Consider the following 17,693-nt stretch of genomic DNA (forward strand, 5'->3'; position numbering starts at 1 on the left):
TTTCAAGGGTCATGGGAGCATAATTACATCATGCCGCCCATGGTTTCTTCTAAATAAATAGAGTATATTACTCTCCAAAACAATTGGAGAGTAAAGCTTTCAAAGAAATCAATTAAAATAAATTTACCAAGGAATCCTAAACAAATATGAGTAATAGTATGTCAAAAAGTATGTCACTCACTCGTAAGCTAGCATCAGCTTTATTATAAAATTTCTAGTCTTTAAAAATAATCTTTTGAAACCTTTTATTGTATCTCTCCCAGGAAAAATTCCCCCACTTATCGGACCTTATCAACCCCATAATTGTAGTATTGCACCCTGACGTAATACAGAGCCCTTAATACGAATAAGTTACATTATTTTCAAGAAGCGTTCTCTCTAGATTTTTCAACTTTTTAATTGATTCTTCCGAGGAACGTTTCCCAAATTCAATAACTAATGCCTCTATCAGGGCAATAATTGGTACCACTGAAAATTGTTTTTCACTTACTTCTACTTTTAATGTTACAAAAGCATCTCGAATAATAGGGCAAGATATATGATCCGTTATCAGTATAATCTTGATACCCATTTGGTGAGCAAGCTTAGCTGCTTGTATGACACGATTAGTGTATGGTTCAAAAGCAAAAATTAGTAAAACTTCACCCTTTTCCAATTGTAAAATTTTATCAAAGAGCACTTCGGTATCAAGACTTAATTGTCTTATCTTAGAATAAAACTCCCCAAGCAACTGCTCGAGATATAACGCCATTGCCTTGTATGGTCTGGTACCTAAAATATTAAGCTGACTTGAATGACTAATAACATCAATTACAGTTTCGAAATTCTCTATTAGGTTCGAGTCCAATGACCTATCCAGTATGTTCATCGATTCCTTCCAAACTTGTAATATGGTAGGAGCGCTCTCTTCTTTATTAGGGACTTCTGAAAATGACTTCTTTAACGTCCATTTCGATTCAGCGGGCAATGATTCATTAAAGATATCTTTTCGAAAATTATTAAAGTTGTCATACCCTAATGCATTTATCGCACGCATAACGGTTGAAACTCCAACTCTTGCATTATCTGCAAGCTCTTTAACAGTTGTCATCCCTATTGAATGATGATTCTTCAAGATATAGTCGCATAGTTGTCTTTGTTTTTTAGGTAGAGCATCCTTAATATTAATTATTTCCGTAATTAATGATTGGTTATCTGAGCTCATATGAAACTCCTTTCACCTATGGAGACAGGTAATATCAAAATTGTAATAATCATTAATATTATATCTCATTACAGTAGATGAAAAAATCTAAAAAAACGTCTTGTAATTTATAGGGATGATAATTAAAGGATTTCGGTTACCTAGCATCAATGAATTTTATACTGTTTCAAATCAACTGTTTTCTTAACCTTACTCCTTTTTTCGGCAACCAGAATTGCTGAGTATAAAATCAATCCAATTCCCAATACTTGCCAAGATCGAAGATGTTCCCCAAGAAAAAGTACTCCAGTTAATACTGCAACAATAGGTTCTATTGTTGCTAATATAGAGGCTTTGCTGGCTTCAAGATGTTTCAAACCTGAAGAATACAATAAATAAGCAGCTACTGTTGTCACTAAAGCCAGCAAAACGGCATAAACCAACACATCTAAATGTTGAAATCGACCAATCTTGCTCGTTATGTTACTGGTAAATAACATAAATATACTCGTGTAAAGAAACGTATACATAGTAATGGTTAACGCAGAGTATCGTTTAGTTATAGGTTTACTAAAAATACTATACAATGCATAACAGAACCCCGAAAGGATTCCCATCACTATGATCTTCATCGGTATACCTTGTTGGCCAAAAGGCAGTAAACCCACCACTAACGCACAACCAACAACAGCAAGAGCAAGTGCTAACCCTTTACGAACAGTCAAGGATTCTTTAAAAAATAGCCGTGAAAGAATGGTTACAAACAATGGACCGGTATATAATAGTGTGACTGCAAGGGATAAACTGGATTGAGAGAAAACTTCAAAGTAAAAATAATTAAAGAACGCAATACTAAAAATTCCTGCACCGCCAAAATAAAAGTGATCTCTTAATCTGGTTCGTACCTGGTCACGATAAAATACCACCATAATTAAGATGAGGATAACAAAGGAAAAAATCCCCCGAATGGCTACAACATCCCATGGTGTAAAGCCGTGAGCATACAATGGAGCGATAAATAAACCTATCAAACCCCAACATGCCGCGCCAGCAATTGTTACAAGGTAAACTCTTAAATCTAACATTCTTTTTTTCATAGCATCCACTCCAGCAAGCCCCCTGGTATCCCCATCAATTATTTAGGAATATAGGTTTCACTATTTTGCCTTTTTCATCTTTTCTCCTAATGTAGTACTCTTTTCAGGAAGATTATCAAGGTAATTCTTTTTCTTCAGCAGATTGCCACCAATGCGGAAGTTTTCAAGGAACAACCACAGCATAGGAATTGTCATCAGTAATCCTCCCAGATTCAACAGACCCTTAACGGAATCAGAACCACCAGAAGCAACTAGAAGGTAAGAAACAGTAGTTACAATGCTTCCCATTAAAATTTTTATCCTGGTAGGTGGTTCATCATCAATCTGCTGGTCATGAACACATAAAGTAGCGAGTACAGAACTCATAGGATCGGCGAGGGTTACAAAGGAAAGGATGACGGTTACAAGGAAGACTATTTGAATGAAAGTACCTCCGGGCATATTACCAAGAACCTGGTAAATGGTAGTCTGCATTCCTAACTCCTGTACAGCAGCCCAAACATCAACTAGTCCAGAAGACTGCACTTTCATAATCATTCCGGCAAAAACTCCAATCCAGATAATACAGAAGATAGATGGTACTAGTATGTTAAACAGCAAAAATTGGCGTACCGTTCGTCCTTTTCCAAGACGTGCCAAAAACATTCCTATTACAGGAGCAAAGATTATAAAGGCGTTCCAGTAAGTAATCGTCCACTCGTTCGGCCACTGATCCTGGGGCGCCATCGTATTATTATAAGTAATCTTGCTCCAAAAATTATCCATAATAGTGCCAAAAGCTTCCGTACTGATCTTACTGATAAACCGGGCGTCTCCGAAAACCAGTGCATATCCTAACAAGAAAAATAATAGGATCATGGTGATCGATGAAATTTTTGTCAGTCCTTTAGAAATACCAGTAACAGAGGAGATAATAAAAAAGGCACCAACAAAAACCGCGATAAGCAGCCAGACCAGATTGCCTTGAGCTATATGAAATACACTTTCAAAGCCTGCACCTATCTGCAGAAGACCAGCCCCCATGGAGTTGGAAACACCACTAGCAAGCGCATAGACAGCGAATATCTGTACAAATGTGGTCAGCCAGGGAATCTTACGTTTAAAACTATGCTCTACAAGTGAGCCAAAGGAAAGACTTTTATTGGAATTATAAGTTAACAGAGCGAATGCTAGACCACAAAAAGAATACATAGAGTACTGAACAAAAGACCAGTTAAACATTGTCTGGCTGACTGCGAAGATTGCAGCATCCCGAGAACCGGCGTCTACGTCAGCAGCTACGGGCGGGGTCATAAAATGATAGATTGGCTCTCCCATGGCCCAAAATAGCAGACCAACGCCAATACCCCCGCACGTAGTAATGGATATCCATTGCCAAGTAGTGTACTCCGGTTTCGCATCCTCCCCTCCAATTCGAACGTCCCCATACTTAAAAATAACGAAACAAATGGCGAAAATAATGGCTAACACAGATAAAAGGTTAATCCACCAACCAAAATTATCGCCTACCCAATAAATCGTGTTACTAAGGATGGCACCAAAATCTTCTGTAAACAATATGCCGAATAGAATTTCTACCGTAAGAATAATGACAGCCGGGATAAAAACCGCTTTATAAAGACTGTATGTTTTTTCGTTATTTCTCATATATTTCTTCATCCTCCCTATATTCTATTAATCTTATAAAGAACTTAATATACTTATAGATTGGAAACCCCCATTGCCCCCGTCGTTTACAAGTAATGATTCACTATTAGGAGAAACCTTTGAACTTTTAGATGATAGAGTACAAAACCTTAATAAATATAACTTTGACAAACAATTTCTTCCTTTTTCGAAATGGAAACGCTTACGAAAAATGTTTTTTTAATACCGGGAAGCATTTCTTATCCCGGCAGATCATAAAAGGGATTTAGATTTCAATGTTTTTTCTAATAGAATTAAAAGGTGATGGTTTGGAAACTTCAGTGTCCCTTTTCAAAACCAATTAACTAACTCGAAATCACAGAAGGGAATTTCTTTTCTTTTTGAAATTCAGTAAACCCAAATTCCAGTAAACTATTAATATTTTGTGCTGCCGTGAATCCTGTTTGAATAGCTGTTTCCGTATAATAGCTGCCTAAATAATCGCCTGCTAGGAACAATCGCCCGGCAGATTTCGTTAAAATAGGTTGTAGTTCGGCACGACCTGGAAAAATATATGCGGATCCTAAAGGAAATTTGTTTACTTGAGCTTCCACTACATGATCACTAAAACCAGGGAATATTTCATTTAATTCTTTCAAATAAATTTGAATAATTTCCTCTTCAGATTTATCAAGTAGACGGCGCCCGCTTTCCCCCGGGGAAAATGTCATAAAACTACTTCCTGGCTGCCTTTCATTTTCCATGGAACGGACTAGATTAGATTGATGAAGAATAATATCAAATGACCTTTTAGGCGTAGCAAAAGCATATACATCATCCCAAACTTGAGGGTCGGTTTCGTTTGTTAAAAATGCTGCGCTAACATGCGGACCGTAGGTAACCTGATCAAGTGCGTCTGCGATTTCCGGATCAATGTTTACTGCTATTTTTTTTGTGATTGGGGCAGGCGTTGCAAGTACTGCATAACGTGCCTCCTCCACATGCTTTACGCCATCTTGAATATAGTGGACGACGACCGAGTCTTCTTTTTGCATAACTTCTAACACTTTTGCCTTTAATTGGACACGTTCCCCTAAGGTGGATGCTATCGTATTCGTCAGGGTTGATGGCCCCCCAACAATATTTCTCGATAATCCTCCACTCTTATTCCATACTGTGTGAAAATATCCTACCCCTGATCCGGCTGTCATTGTTTCAGGACTGCCAGTTGAACGGCTGACAGTAGGTCTAAAAATTGCATCTGCGTCTGGTGGTAATTCCCCTGTAAATTCGGCAAAAGTTTGATCATCCATAAATTCTAAAACTCGTTGTTGTTGAGTTCTATAATCTTCAGCCGGCCGTCTCTTTGCTACTTGGCCATATTTGATAACAGCTGCACGTACTTTTGCCCCTGCGCGTATCATCGCCAATCTAGATTTCCATGACATAGGAACCCTAAATGGGTATAGTTCAACTCTGCCACCTAAAAGCAACTTGCCATTTAAATGCATGGCAGATAAGCTACCAGGGACAGGTAGTGCAGTTACACCTACAGATTTAAATAATTCATCTGTAGCTGAACCCTCTCCTGCATATAGATGTCCGCCCCAATTTAACCAATAATCTCCCCGGCGTTCAGAGCGTACTCGCCCACCAACACGATCATCAGATTCTAATAGTAAAATATCATGGTGCTTAAGGCGCCAGGCAGCAGACAAACCAGCAAGTCCGCCGCCTATAATAATTACATCTTTCATTGGTCTTCCTCCCTATCCTTACTATAATTCGCCTAATTAATGTTGTTGCACCTTAATTTCCCCTAATTCAATTAATATGTTTTCAATTCTTGACTTGTAGTTTTCAGAAGCGGGTACCAGTGGCAGTCTACTTGATCCTCCTGATAACCCCAATGCTTCTAACCCTGCCTTCACTGTACCTGGAATAGTCTCTTCTTCTATAGCATTATATAAATCCAGCAGATCTTGATTTAATTTAGTTGCTTCTTTTAAGTTGTTCTCGTTTACGACTAAGTCATATAGTTTTGCGAGTTTTCTAGGAGCCAGGTTGTGTGCTACTCCAACAGCACCATGTCCCCCTATTGCTAAGGTAGGCAAAATTAAATGCTCAAAACCAGTAAGTACCGCGAAGTCTGGATTGTCTTTTGTCAATGCAATAAGTTTAGAAGTATGCTCGCCATCCGCAGTATTTTTAATACCAACAATTCCATCTATTTGACTTATCTCATTAATTAGTTCCGGGTCCAGTTCAACACCTGTGGCATCTGGGTAATGGTAGATTACGATTCCAATACTTGAGTTTTCTGCTACAGCCTTGTAATGATCAATAATGCCTTGTCTACTAGTTGTCATATAATATGGATTAATTACCAAGGCGCAATCCGCACCAGCTTCCGCTGCGTATTTCGTAAGTTCAATAGTATCTTCTGTACGATGACATCCTGTACCCGCCATTACAGGTATCCTGCCTTTTGATGTATCACACACAAACTGAATTACTTCTTTTCGCTCTTCCATGCTCATTAGGGAGTACTCTCCAGTACTTCCTCCTACTAAGAGACAATGCATTCCTCCATCTATCAAATGTTGGATAAGTTGTTCAAGGCCCTTGTAGTCAATACTATTATCTTCTTTCATAGGTGTAGGTAAAGCAGGGATCATTCCGAATGGTTTATACATATATATCCTCCTCAAAATTTAAGTTTAAAGAATTCTATTAGATTTCCATTGTTTCTCTGCTCTTTCATTGTTCAATATTCACATACACGCTTTTTACTTCTGTGTAATTTTCCAGGCCATACACTCCTCCCATTTCACGACCAATGCCGGATTGTTTGTATCCGCCGAATGGCATTGTCTCCCACTCAAGCCCCACATCATTTATCCAAACTGTCCCGGCTTGTAGTTTACGGGCAATATAGTGGCCAGTTTTTATATTTTCTGTCCAAACACTAGCCGCTAAGCCATAAATACTATCATTTGCTCTTTTAATTACTTCTTCTACAGAATCAAATACGAAAACTGACATTACCGGACCAAAGATTTCTTCTCGTGCAATAATCATGTTATCTTCAACATCTGCAAAAATAGTTGGTTTCACAAAATAACCTTTATCAAAAGCTTTTTCGCCCCCTGCTACGAGACGTGCACCTTCATTTTTCCCTTTCTCAATATACTCAAGAACGGTTTGTTTTTGTTTTGCTGAAACAAGTGGGCCCATGTCTGTATCTGAATCCATTCCTGGACCTAATTTCACGTTACTCACATAATCCGCCAGTTTTTTGACTACTTGATCATAATGTTTACGGTGAACATAAACACGTGTACAAGCACTGCAATTCTGTCCATGATTATACATCGTACCGTTAAATGCACCTTCAATAGCTTCATTTATGTTTGCATCCTCTAAAATGATAGTTGGTGACTTACCACCTAACTCGAGCGTAACGTTTTTGATTTGATCTGCAGACTTTTTCATCACCCCTTTTCCAACAGCTGTAGATCCAGTAAATGAAACTTTGTCAACTAAATCATGAGTAACAATAGCTTCACCAGCTTCCCGCCCAGATCCAGGAACAATGTTAACGACACCGTCAGGAAAACCAGCTTCTTTAAAAAGCTCAGCTGCATAAAGCAGTGAAAGCGGTGTTTCACTTGCAGGTTTAATTACAACTGTACAGCCCACAGCTAGGGCAGATCCAAGCTTCCAGGCAGCCATCAAAAGTGGGAAATTCCATGGAATAATCTGGCCTACAACCCCAACAGGTTCATGCTCTGTATAGTTCAAATACTCTGGCGATACTTGCGTTGTTTTTCCTTGTATCTTAGTTGCGAAGCCTGCATAGTATCTGAAGTGTTCAATGGATCCATCAACGTCATCTGTTAACGCAACCTGATATGGTTTACCATTATCAAGTGCCTCTAGTTGGGCGAGTTCCTCACGATTTTCTTCCAAAAGATCTGCGAACTTGTAAATGACACGTGACCTTTGAAACGCTTTCATTTTTGACCATTCACCATCATCAAAGGCTTTTCTTGCAGCTTTCACCGCAAAATCCACATCTTCGGCTTGCGCTTCACTAACTTGGGCAAATGATTCTTCTGTTGCAGGGTCAATAACATCAAATGTTTTTCCACTAACCGCTTTTACGTATTCCCCATTAATATAGAGCCCTATATCCTCTTTTAGGAACTCTTTTACCTTTGGCTTTAACTCGTAACCAGTAGCTTTCATTATTTTAACCTCCCATTTTCTTTGATTTAAGGAACAGAATTTTCAAACTTGTTTGAAACTAATATAGCAAATCGATGAATTAATGTAAACCCTTTTTTTAAAAAGGGAATATTACATTTCATTTTAGTTGTGAATCCTTGAAAAATTTACATAAAAAAAGAATCCCTTGAAAATGGGATTCTCAAAAGTTAAAGTGCTGAGGATTTATTCAATTAAACTTTCCAATACTTTTTTTTAAAAAAACAATAATTTTAAATTTTAAACTTCCTAGATTACTTAAGTATCAACTCGAAATCAATTCTTACTTATTTAGTACACTATAGATGGTATCTAAGGTTGTAATCTTCATTATATCTTTTTCAAATTCCATTTTTATTTTCTCGCTTGTATACACTTTTACTCACTCCTCTTAATTATATTAAAAAAACTATTGTTATATAAAAACCATCTTCTAGCATTCATATTCTAGTGAAAATATTCACTTGCATTGTGAAGAATTAATGAAAATTTCCGTAGGGGAAATATGCGACCACCTCGGTTGAGAAGATGGTCGTATTTGAAATAGCACTATAGTAGCTACAGATTACCTGCTCCGCTTTAATCTTAAACAATAAAAACCATACCTAAGCCCAATGCGGAGTATCCCATAACTTTAATTTTTGACCAATTTCTTTTTCTTTAGCATTTTGATAAACTTTATACCCCCATGCAGCATCCTCAACAGGAAGTCCTCCTGTTACAAAAATAATAATATCTTTCTCTGAGGTTCTACCTTTTGTTTCCCCTAGAGCAATATCACCCAGATCTTTTATTTTTTGCTCATTAAGTTTTTTATTTTCCACTAATTCCAATAATTGTCCTGACATTGCCCAATCCAAGATACTATCTATTCCTTCCTCGTGTTCTAATCCATCTCGCAACCATCCTTTATGCATTCCCCATAAATCTGCAACAATTGTATTTTCAGTCAATACTTCATCAGGAAAGTCTACAGCACCTGTAAGAGTGATTAACGCCCCCTCTTTTATCCACTCTTTTTCAATCCGAGGTTTTTGGTGACCTGAAGTAGCAACAGTTAAAATATCTGATTCCTCAACACATTCTTGCATGCTTTCAGCCGCTACTGTTTCAACTCCCAATTCATTGGTTAATTGATTTGCAATTTCTTTTCCTTTTTCAAGGTTAATATCAAACAATGTTATCTTTTCAATAGCTGGATGTGAGGTGATAATAGCTTCTATACAAGCTCTATTTATAACCCCTCCTCCAATAGCTCCTACTACTTTTGCATTTTTGGAGGCCAAGTATTTTGTAGCAACTCCCGGAACGGCCCCTGTACGCATGGCACTAATCAAATTTCCAGACATTAACGCAAGAGGGGCGCCTGTGTCAGCATCATTTAAAGTTACCGTGTGAATAGAGCGTGGCAACCCTTTTTTTTGGTTTTCTATATTAGAGCCATACCATTTCTCCCCACAGACATTAAAATTACCACCAAGATAAGAAATGAGAGACATAAAACGACGGTCTGGTCCTTTAAGAGGCATATTAGAGAATGGAGAACTCTTGGGGAACCATAGCATTATTCCATGATCATTCCCTCTAGGCCCCCCCATTACATAATCACCTTTACCAAGAATTTTAAATGTTTCATCAATAGTTTCCACACAGTGAGCCATGTCTAGGGCCCCCGCTTCTATAATGTCTTCCTCGCTTAAAAATAAAAAGTCTAATTGTTGATTAGTCATATTTTCTCCTCCAAATTATAGTTATATTTGTAATCCTCTTATTCGAAAAAAATTCTTTATAAAGTTAATAGAAGTAACTACTTAAGAAAAGAACCTATTAAAACCTAAATACTACTACATAGTAGGTATATACATGTAGCAACTGATAGTTTTCAAGACTATTGTGATTTTTCTGAATACTGTAAGTAGTATTAGCTGTTTTATATTATTAATTATTCATTTAATACAAATGGGGATTAGGTTCAATCAATAAATGTCAATACTTTTGGAATCGTAATTCTTTTCATAACATTTTCTGCTTCATTTTTGGTTTGGAATTCATACATTCTTATATTTGATTCCGAAAAAGTAGTGATTATCCACATTAATATCTCACTCCTAAGTTCTATTTCACTTTTTTGCAATGATTCAAATTCTCCATTCATCTCTTTAGTTGGTAGTGAACCAACTTTAGAAAAAATAAATATGACTATAGATGAGAAAATGAATCCTGGAACAAGTTCGTATAATTCAATGGATTAATGGCGGCAGATGATCTAATACTTCTCCATATTAGTGCCCCAAAAAACATTAAGATTGTTGGAGGAAACTTGTCCCGTCTAGGATATGGCAGCTTTCCACCCCCTAGTTACCTCACCATCAGCTAATACACCTCTGGTCCATCTGTAAGCATTTGACCTAAAGACAAACTGATAAACACTTTTTTATGGAATCTAAATATAGGTTCAATTATCTAAATGTTACTCCCTATCACATTACAATGCTTCTTTTTGAATAAATACTTTTAAAAATGGCTATTTCACATCTTCCACTAATTCATGGTAAACAGCAATAGAAAGTGCGATATCTAAGACACCGGATCCGACACTTTCATAGAGAGTGATTTCTTGCTCATTTTCTCTTTTTGTTATTTTTCCAGTTAGCACCTCCCCCACCGTACCTGATACTTTATCTTTGGTAATCTTTCCTTGTTCGAATGGAATCAAAATATCGCCAGCGGCTTCCCATAAACCCTCAACGTGTTCCGTAATTACTTTATCCGATTTCAGTACTGTTTCTGTATCAATTTCCTGCATAAAAGAAGTAAAGGAACCAATCGCGTTGATATGTGTACCTGGTTTGACTGAACTTCCTTTAAAAACAGGAGTGTGTGAGGTAGTACAAGTACAGATAATATCAGAGGATGACACGCACTCGTCAGCCGTTTTAGCCGCAATGATTTTATATGGCCGATTTTTAATCTTTTCAATTCTTTCAATAAAACTTTCTATTCGTCCAGGATTAATATCATACACGTGAAGTTCCTCAATAGGTCGAATTTCTTGGATGGCCAATACTTGAGAGAACGCTTGGAGCCCTGAGCCGATAATCCCTAGTTTGTTGGCATCTTTTCTTGCCATTAAGTCAGTAGCGATTGCTGCACTACCGCTTGTTTTGTTGGCAGTCAGATAGTTCGCATCAATCAGTGCTTGAAGTTCGCCAGTTTCAGTTGAATATAAACTGATTTTAGAGATTGTACTAGGCAAACCTTTTTTTGAATTTCCAGGGAAAACGGATGAGAATTTTGATCCGAAATAAGGTTTGTTCGTACAATTAGCGACTAACCATTGTCCCACATTTTTTTCACCGCGAATAGGCATAAAAATACGATTTCCTGCATAAATTTTTCCTTCAACACAATCTTCATAAGCCTCTTTTATAACAGGGAGAACCAATTCCATATCAAGTATATTTTGTACTTGTTCTTCTGTAATTTGTTGCATAATATCCTCCTTAGATTTAAATTGTCTAACTTATATAAATTTTACAAGTTCATCAAGGTTTTATATTCAGTCTAATTTTCAAAAACCCCTTATGCCCATATATCTCCTATACTGAATCCGTTAGGAAAAGGATCCGTTGGATCCAGTACATAAGTGTTAAATCCAGTAATCCACGCCTGTCCTTTAACAGCTGGTACGACGGCTTTATAGTCACCAATTTTAACCTCATCAACAAGACGACCATTATAAACTGTCCCTAAAATCCCTTCGTGTCGGAAATCTTGATTTAATTTTAATTCACCCTTAGCATACAATGTGGCCATTTTTGCACTAGTTCCAGTCCCGCAAGGACACCGATCTAGAGCACCTGTCCATGTAGAAGGTTCCTCCCAATCAAGACTTCCGGAAGCGACGTTAACAGCATTCTTCCAATCTGCTTCAGAATTTGCAGATGGGCCAGAGAGCTGAGAAATGGTAATACCTACTTCCGGATAATCAGGATGTTCTACAGGTAATTGTTCCTGAGCAGCTTTGCGTATCATAGAGGAAATACGAGCAATTTCACGGCCATGTTCAGGGATAAGTTCCAGCCCCTTAAACTGGCGTACGTCAGCAATGACATAGAACATCCCACCCCATCCAACATCTACCTTTACTTTGCCTAAATGAGGCACATTAATTTCTGTGTCTATATATGGTGCAAAAGCTGGAACATTCTTAAATGTAACGCTAGTAACTTTACCATTTGAACATCCTGCTTTAATGTTAATAAGCCCAGCGGGAGCCTCTAGTGTTAGTTCTGTTAATGGTTCATGCATAGGCAACATTCCAGTTTCTAATAACACTGTAACCACTGCAATGGTATTCCCACCAGACATTACTGGGTACTCAACCTGCTCCATTATAATGTAACCAGCATCTGCATTCGGATGTTTCGGGGGCACGATAAGGTTACAACAAAGAGGAGGATATCCCCTTGGTTCCCTTAACATAAGTTTTCGAAGCTGATCGTCATTTTTTTCAAGCCAACGCTTTTGCTCTAAAACTGTTTTTCCAGGTATATTCGGAACTCCTCCAGTAATGACACGCATAGGCTCCCCGGAATGGGTGTCGACAGCGTGAATCATTCTTTTAAAACTCATATTTTCACACTCCTTTTTTCATTGGGAACTATAATATCACCACATTCTATTTTCCAATGATCTAGCCCAATTTTTGAAATTATCCGAAATTCTTGTATGAACTTTTCCATGTTTTCAAGCGATCTATCAAACACGTAAACTGATTTAACTAAAGTACTGGATATAGCCGCAAGAAGTTGTATATATCGCTTTTAAACTAGTCCCAATTAAGCTAACTGCTTCAGACTTTTTCTTAAAGAATCTCATAGCAACTCCAGAAACAGCTGCTGTTTTATGTTGTTAAAACAGTGCCGTTTATTATTGCCAGCCGATCTCCAGTTTGTCTATTATTAATTAACACTACCCTGTGTATATTGAAGTTCATAGACTCTTATATCTCACCCCAATAAGAGTGATAACCCAAATGTAACTCCAAGTTAAATATTGGTTTGTTGCGCTAACTCAAATTCTTTATTCATTTCTTTAGTTGGCGGGGAACCTACCCTCGAAAAAATTAAGATAGCTAAAGTGGAAAAAATGAAGCCCGGTATAAGTTCGTATAGTTCAAATGGGATAATGCCAGCAGTGGAAAGTAAGCTCCAAAATATAACTGTAAGACCTCCCACAATAATACCAGCCAGTACTCCATTTCTAGTGGTTCCTTTCCAAAACAGTGTTAGTAAAACGGAAGGACCAAACCCTGCACCGAAACCCGCCCACGCATAACTTACTAACCCTAAAATTGACGACTGGGGGTCTAAACCTACTAGTAGAGCTACACCGGTAACTACTATAATTGCCAATCGTATGACCCAAAAAAGTTCACGTTCAATAGCTTTCTTTCTAAACAAACCTTTATACAAATCTTCAGCCAAAGCAGTAGCTGAAACTAACAATTGTGTACTTACGGTACTCATTACCGCAGCTAATAAGGCAACTAATAACAAACCAGTAACCCATGGATTAAATAACAATTGAGATAATTGAATAAACACTACTTCTGGATCGTTTAGGGGATTATTAGCAAAAAAAGCAATTCCTGCTATACCAATAAACATGGCACCGTACATAGCTACCACATTCCATGTAGTATAAACAGCCCTTCCGATAGTGACGTCTTTTGAAGAACTAAATGCCATGAATCTTAAAATGGCATGCGGTTGACCAAAGTATCCAAGTATACCCCAGCCTAACCCCGAGATAACACCCAAAATTGTAATTCCTGAGAAGGCATCAAGATTGTTGGTTGAAACATGTCCCACCTGGAATATGGTAGATTTCCATCCTCCTAGCTCAGTGAATGCCACTATAGGAACAATCACTACAGCAAACAACATAATTATTCCTTGAAGAAAATCCGTCCAGGTTACCGCAAAAAATCCACCTGTAGTAGTGTAAATTAAAACAACTAAACCAATTAATAGTAAACCTTTAGTGTACGAGATACCAAAAGTTTGTTCAAAGAGCAATCCTCCTGCCACTAGCCCCGAAGAAACATAGAAAGTAAAGAAAATCAGAATGAACAATGAAGAAATAATTTTTATAGCTTTAGTTCTATCACGTGTACGATTTTCTAAAAATTCAGGAAGTGTCTCAGAATCACCGGCTACTATACTGAATTGCCTTATTTTATTACCTACGAACCTCCAGTTAACATAAGCTCCAATTGCCAGTCCGACTGCCAGCCAAACGCCACTTGAAATTCCTCCAGCATAAACTGCCCCAGGGAATGCTAATAACAACCAACCACTCATATCAGAAGCACCCGTACTGACTCCGCCAATAACTGGACCTAGTTTTCTCCCGCCTAATATATAGTCTGAAAAATTATTACTTTTTCTATATGCTAAATAACCAATTAATAGTAAAAGCGCAAAATAGGTGACAAATACAACCAAAGAAATATAATTCATATTTCACATAGGCCTCCTTCTATACTAATTTCCTCTCTTTTTCAGTTGATAAATTATTTTGTTTTTCTTTATTTGTATGACTGAAAACGGATACTATTGAAAATATAATGAGCAAGGGCATAGGAACAAATAAAACTAGTAATGTGCCAGTTGTAAACATAAATTTCACTACCTTTCAATTTTTGTTATAAAATTACAGTGAACGAAAGAGAGGTAAGCAGAAAGAAACTTCATCTAACAATAGACAATGAAAAGCTGTTACAACCTTTTCAAAATTGTATATGTGGTATAAGATTCCTCGATTATATTAATTGAGAACGCTTTAATTTAATATTCATTAATCAAACCCATATATTTGGGCTGTAAAGGGGTGAGCGGAACATAAGGTGGATAGACTAAGTAGGCTCTGTCATGTGGTAAATACAATTTGGTCTCCTTCCTCTCCTAGAGTTTGTAGGAGAGGAAGGAGACATGATTTTATTCGTCTGCTTGCGTATACGTTTTTCCTTGGCTGAACAATTTCAAGTATTCATAGCTGCCAGCTTTGGAGTCTGTACCAGAAAGGTTAAAACCACCAAATGGGTGTACCCCTACTAGAGCTCCTGTAATATCACGGTTCAAATAAAGGTTGCCACAATGCATACGTTCAACTGCTGCATCCAGGCGATCCTGTTTGGATGAGAAGAAACCGCCGGTCAATCCATAGTCCGTATTATTGTATATCTCAATCCCTTCTTCCCAATCTTTTGCTTTTGCAAAAGCGATAACCGGTCCGAAGATCTCTTCCTGCATAATACGAGAATTTGGATCCACATCTCCAAAAATTGTAGGGTTAATATAATATCCCTCTTCAGACGGAGTGTCACCACCTAATTTAAGTGCAGCTTCTTGTTTACCAATTTCAATATAGTCTAGAATTTCGTTATAAGCCTTTTCGTGAATTACTGGCCCTACGTCGTGATTTTCTTCACCATTACCAACTGACAGTTTTTTTGCTATTTCTATGACTTTATCCAAAAGCTCATCATAAACTTCTTCAACAACTATTACTCTAGAACCTGCAGAACATTTTTGTCCTTGGAAGGTGAAGCCTGAGGTTATAATTGATTGAGCTGCTTTATCCAAATCTGCGGTCTCATCAATCACAATTCCATCCTTACCACCCATTTCAGCATTCACACGCTTGATCCATATTTGACCTTCTGCAGTTCGACCAGCAATCTCATTGATGCGAAGACCGACATCTTTAGAGCCCGTAAAGCTAATAAAACGAGTAAGACGATGTCCAGTAATAAAGTCTCCAAATTCTTTCGAATCACCAGTAATAAAATTAATAACTCCCTTAGGTAAACCCGCTTCATTAATAAGCTCAAAAAACTTATAGGCTATAAGCGGTGTATAAGAAGCCGGCTTTAATAGTACTGTATTTCCAGTAACCACCGCAGAAACAGTAAGGCCAGTAGTAATAGCTAATGGAAAGTTCCAAGGTGGGACAATAAACCCGACACCAAGCGGAATGTATTTAAGATGATTTTTTTCCCCAGGAACTCTTTTTAAATAATGCGTATCATCTTCCAGTTGAATCATCGAACGAGCATAAAAATTCATAAAATCTATAGCTTCTGAAACTTCAGCATCTGCTTCTTCATAATTTTTTCCTGCTTCAAGAATTAGAAGTGCTGAAAATTCATGCCTTCGCTCTTGCATTAATTCCGCTGTACGAAATAAGTATTCTGCTCGATCTCTAGGTGCTACTTTTTTCCAGCTTTCAAATGTCTCTGTAGCCTTTATTAATGCCTTTTCTGCAAGCTCCTTATCTGCTTTACTGGCATATCCAATTACTTCATCTTTTTTTCCTGGATTAGTTGAGACAATTTTATCCTCGGTATAATACTCTTTCCCATCAATTACTACTGGGTGTTCTTTCGCTAAACCTTGCTGCCTCAGCTTATCAATTTCCTTCTGAAGCTTTTCTTGTTCCTTTGGATCTTTAAAATCAGTATTATTAATATTTTCAAAATATTCAATCTTCAAAGAGTCTAAAGTTTGTACCATACTATACAGCTCCCTTTTTAAATGTATTTTTCACAACAAATGTTAAATTTTCCGGCCTTTCAGCAAGTCGTCGCATAAAATAACCGAACCATTCGTTGCCGAACGGTAAGTAAACACGGACTTTATAACCTTCATCTCTTAATTGTTTTTGTAACTCTGGGCGAATACCATGAAGCATTTGAAACTCAAAGTTATTCTTTGGAATCTCATTCCGCTCTGCTACACGAATAGTATGCCTTATCGCATCATCATCGTGAGTCGCTATTCCTGCATAGTTTCCGTTTAACAAATGTGTAGTAATAATATTTTTATAATTTTTATCTACATCTGCTTTATTGGGGTAAGCAACTTCGGATGACTCATTGTAAGCTCCCTTAACCAATCTCAAGTTGGCATTATAATTATTTAAATCATTTATATCGTTCTCTGTTCTATACAGGTAAGCTTGAACAACAGTACCAATATTTCTATATTTTGTTTTCATTTCCTTAAAGATGTCTAAAGTCTTCTGACAATTTGAATAATCCTCCATCTCCAACCTAACAAACGTATCTGTAGCTTCTGACTTATCCAATATCCTTTGCAAATTCTCTGAGCAAACATCTTCACCTATTTCCAGACCAATAGAGGTTAGCTTAATGGATAAATAACAGTTCAATTGATGATCTTTTATTGCATCAAGTGTCCTCAATAGATCTTCGGTAGTTTCCGCAGCGCTTGTTTTGCTGTTAGTAAATTCCCCCAAATAATTTAACATCGCTAACATACCATTGCTATTTAACTCTCTTACGCAATCAACTGCTTGCTCCAAATTACTCCCGGCAACAAACCTCTTGGCACCAAACCGGAGACCATATTTCTTAGCCATCTTGTTGGCTATAGAATTTTTTGAAAGGTTTTGAAAGGTTTTACTTAAAAGAGCCTCCACTTTATTCA

At 37.4% G+C, this 17,693-nt stretch carries 12 protein-coding genes; all 12 read right to left on the minus strand.

The window, feature by feature from the left end; translation table 11 throughout:
• Positions 1 to 337: 337 nt before the first annotated feature.
• Entirely contained in the window at positions 338 to 1,204 is an 867-nt protein-coding gene (locus BLV00_RS12950) for a MurR/RpiR family transcriptional regulator (protein WP_093045407.1), read from the minus strand.
• A 146-nt stretch (positions 1,205 to 1,350) separates the two neighbouring features.
• On the minus strand, positions 1,351 to 2,280 hold the full coding sequence (locus tag BLV00_RS12955; RefSeq protein WP_245728970.1) for a DMT family transporter: 930 nt from the start codon (positions 2,278 to 2,280) through the stop codon (positions 1,351 to 1,353).
• Positions 2,281 to 2,340: 60 nt separating this feature from the next.
• Complete coding sequence (locus BLV00_RS12960; protein WP_093045408.1) at positions 2,341 to 3,927, minus strand: BCCT family transporter; 1,587 nt, start codon at positions 3,925 to 3,927, stop codon at positions 2,341 to 2,343.
• A 344-nt stretch (positions 3,928 to 4,271) separates the two neighbouring features.
• Complete coding sequence (locus BLV00_RS12965) at positions 4,272 to 5,663, minus strand: flavin monoamine oxidase family protein (RefSeq protein WP_093045409.1); 1,392 nt, start codon at positions 5,661 to 5,663, stop codon at positions 4,272 to 4,274.
• A gap of 36 nt (positions 5,664 to 5,699) precedes the next feature.
• Positions 5,700 to 6,602, minus strand: coding sequence for a 4-hydroxy-tetrahydrodipicolinate synthase (gene dapA, locus BLV00_RS12970; protein WP_093045410.1), 903 nt, complete (start codon positions 6,600 to 6,602; stop codon positions 5,700 to 5,702).
• 64 nt (positions 6,603 to 6,666) lie between these two features.
• Positions 6,667 to 8,157: an aldehyde dehydrogenase family protein gene (locus tag BLV00_RS12975; protein ID WP_093045411.1), complete on the minus strand. Its 1,491-nt coding sequence runs from the start codon at positions 8,155 to 8,157 to the stop codon at positions 6,667 to 6,669.
• A gap of 623 nt (positions 8,158 to 8,780) precedes the next feature.
• Entirely contained in the window at positions 8,781 to 9,905 is a 1,125-nt protein-coding gene (locus BLV00_RS12980; protein ID WP_093045412.1) for a tyramine oxidase subunit B, read from the minus strand.
• A 794-nt stretch (positions 9,906 to 10,699) separates the two neighbouring features.
• Positions 10,700 to 11,668 carry an ornithine cyclodeaminase family protein gene (locus BLV00_RS12985; protein ID WP_093045413.1) on the minus strand — a complete coding sequence of 323 codons (969 nt, stop codon included), beginning with the start codon at positions 11,666 to 11,668 and terminating at the stop codon, positions 10,700 to 10,702.
• Between the two features lie 89 nt (positions 11,669 to 11,757).
• The gene (locus BLV00_RS12990; RefSeq protein WP_093045414.1) at positions 11,758 to 12,810 is read right to left on the minus strand and encodes a proline racemase family protein; all 1,053 of its coding nucleotides are present in this window, start codon (positions 12,808 to 12,810) and stop codon (positions 11,758 to 11,760) included.
• Between the two features lie 416 nt (positions 12,811 to 13,226).
• Complete coding sequence (gene putP, locus BLV00_RS12995; RefSeq protein ID WP_093045415.1) at positions 13,227 to 14,702, minus strand: sodium/proline symporter PutP; 1,476 nt, start codon at positions 14,700 to 14,702, stop codon at positions 13,227 to 13,229.
• Positions 14,703 to 15,179: 477 nt separating this feature from the next.
• On the minus strand, positions 15,180 to 16,757 hold the full coding sequence (gene pruA / locus BLV00_RS13000; protein ID WP_093045416.1) for an L-glutamate gamma-semialdehyde dehydrogenase: 1,578 nt from the start codon (positions 16,755 to 16,757) through the stop codon (positions 15,180 to 15,182).
• 1 nt (position 16,758) lies between these two features.
• Complete coding sequence (locus BLV00_RS13005) at positions 16,759 to 17,685, minus strand: proline dehydrogenase family protein (protein WP_425441682.1); 927 nt, start codon at positions 17,683 to 17,685, stop codon at positions 16,759 to 16,761.
• Between the last annotated feature and the right edge of the window lie 8 nt (positions 17,686 to 17,693).

It is taken from the genome of Thalassobacillus cyri (assembly GCF_900107755.1).
In the GTDB taxonomy this organism is placed as follows: domain Bacteria; phylum Bacillota; class Bacilli; order Bacillales; family Halobacillaceae; genus Thalassobacillus; species Thalassobacillus cyri.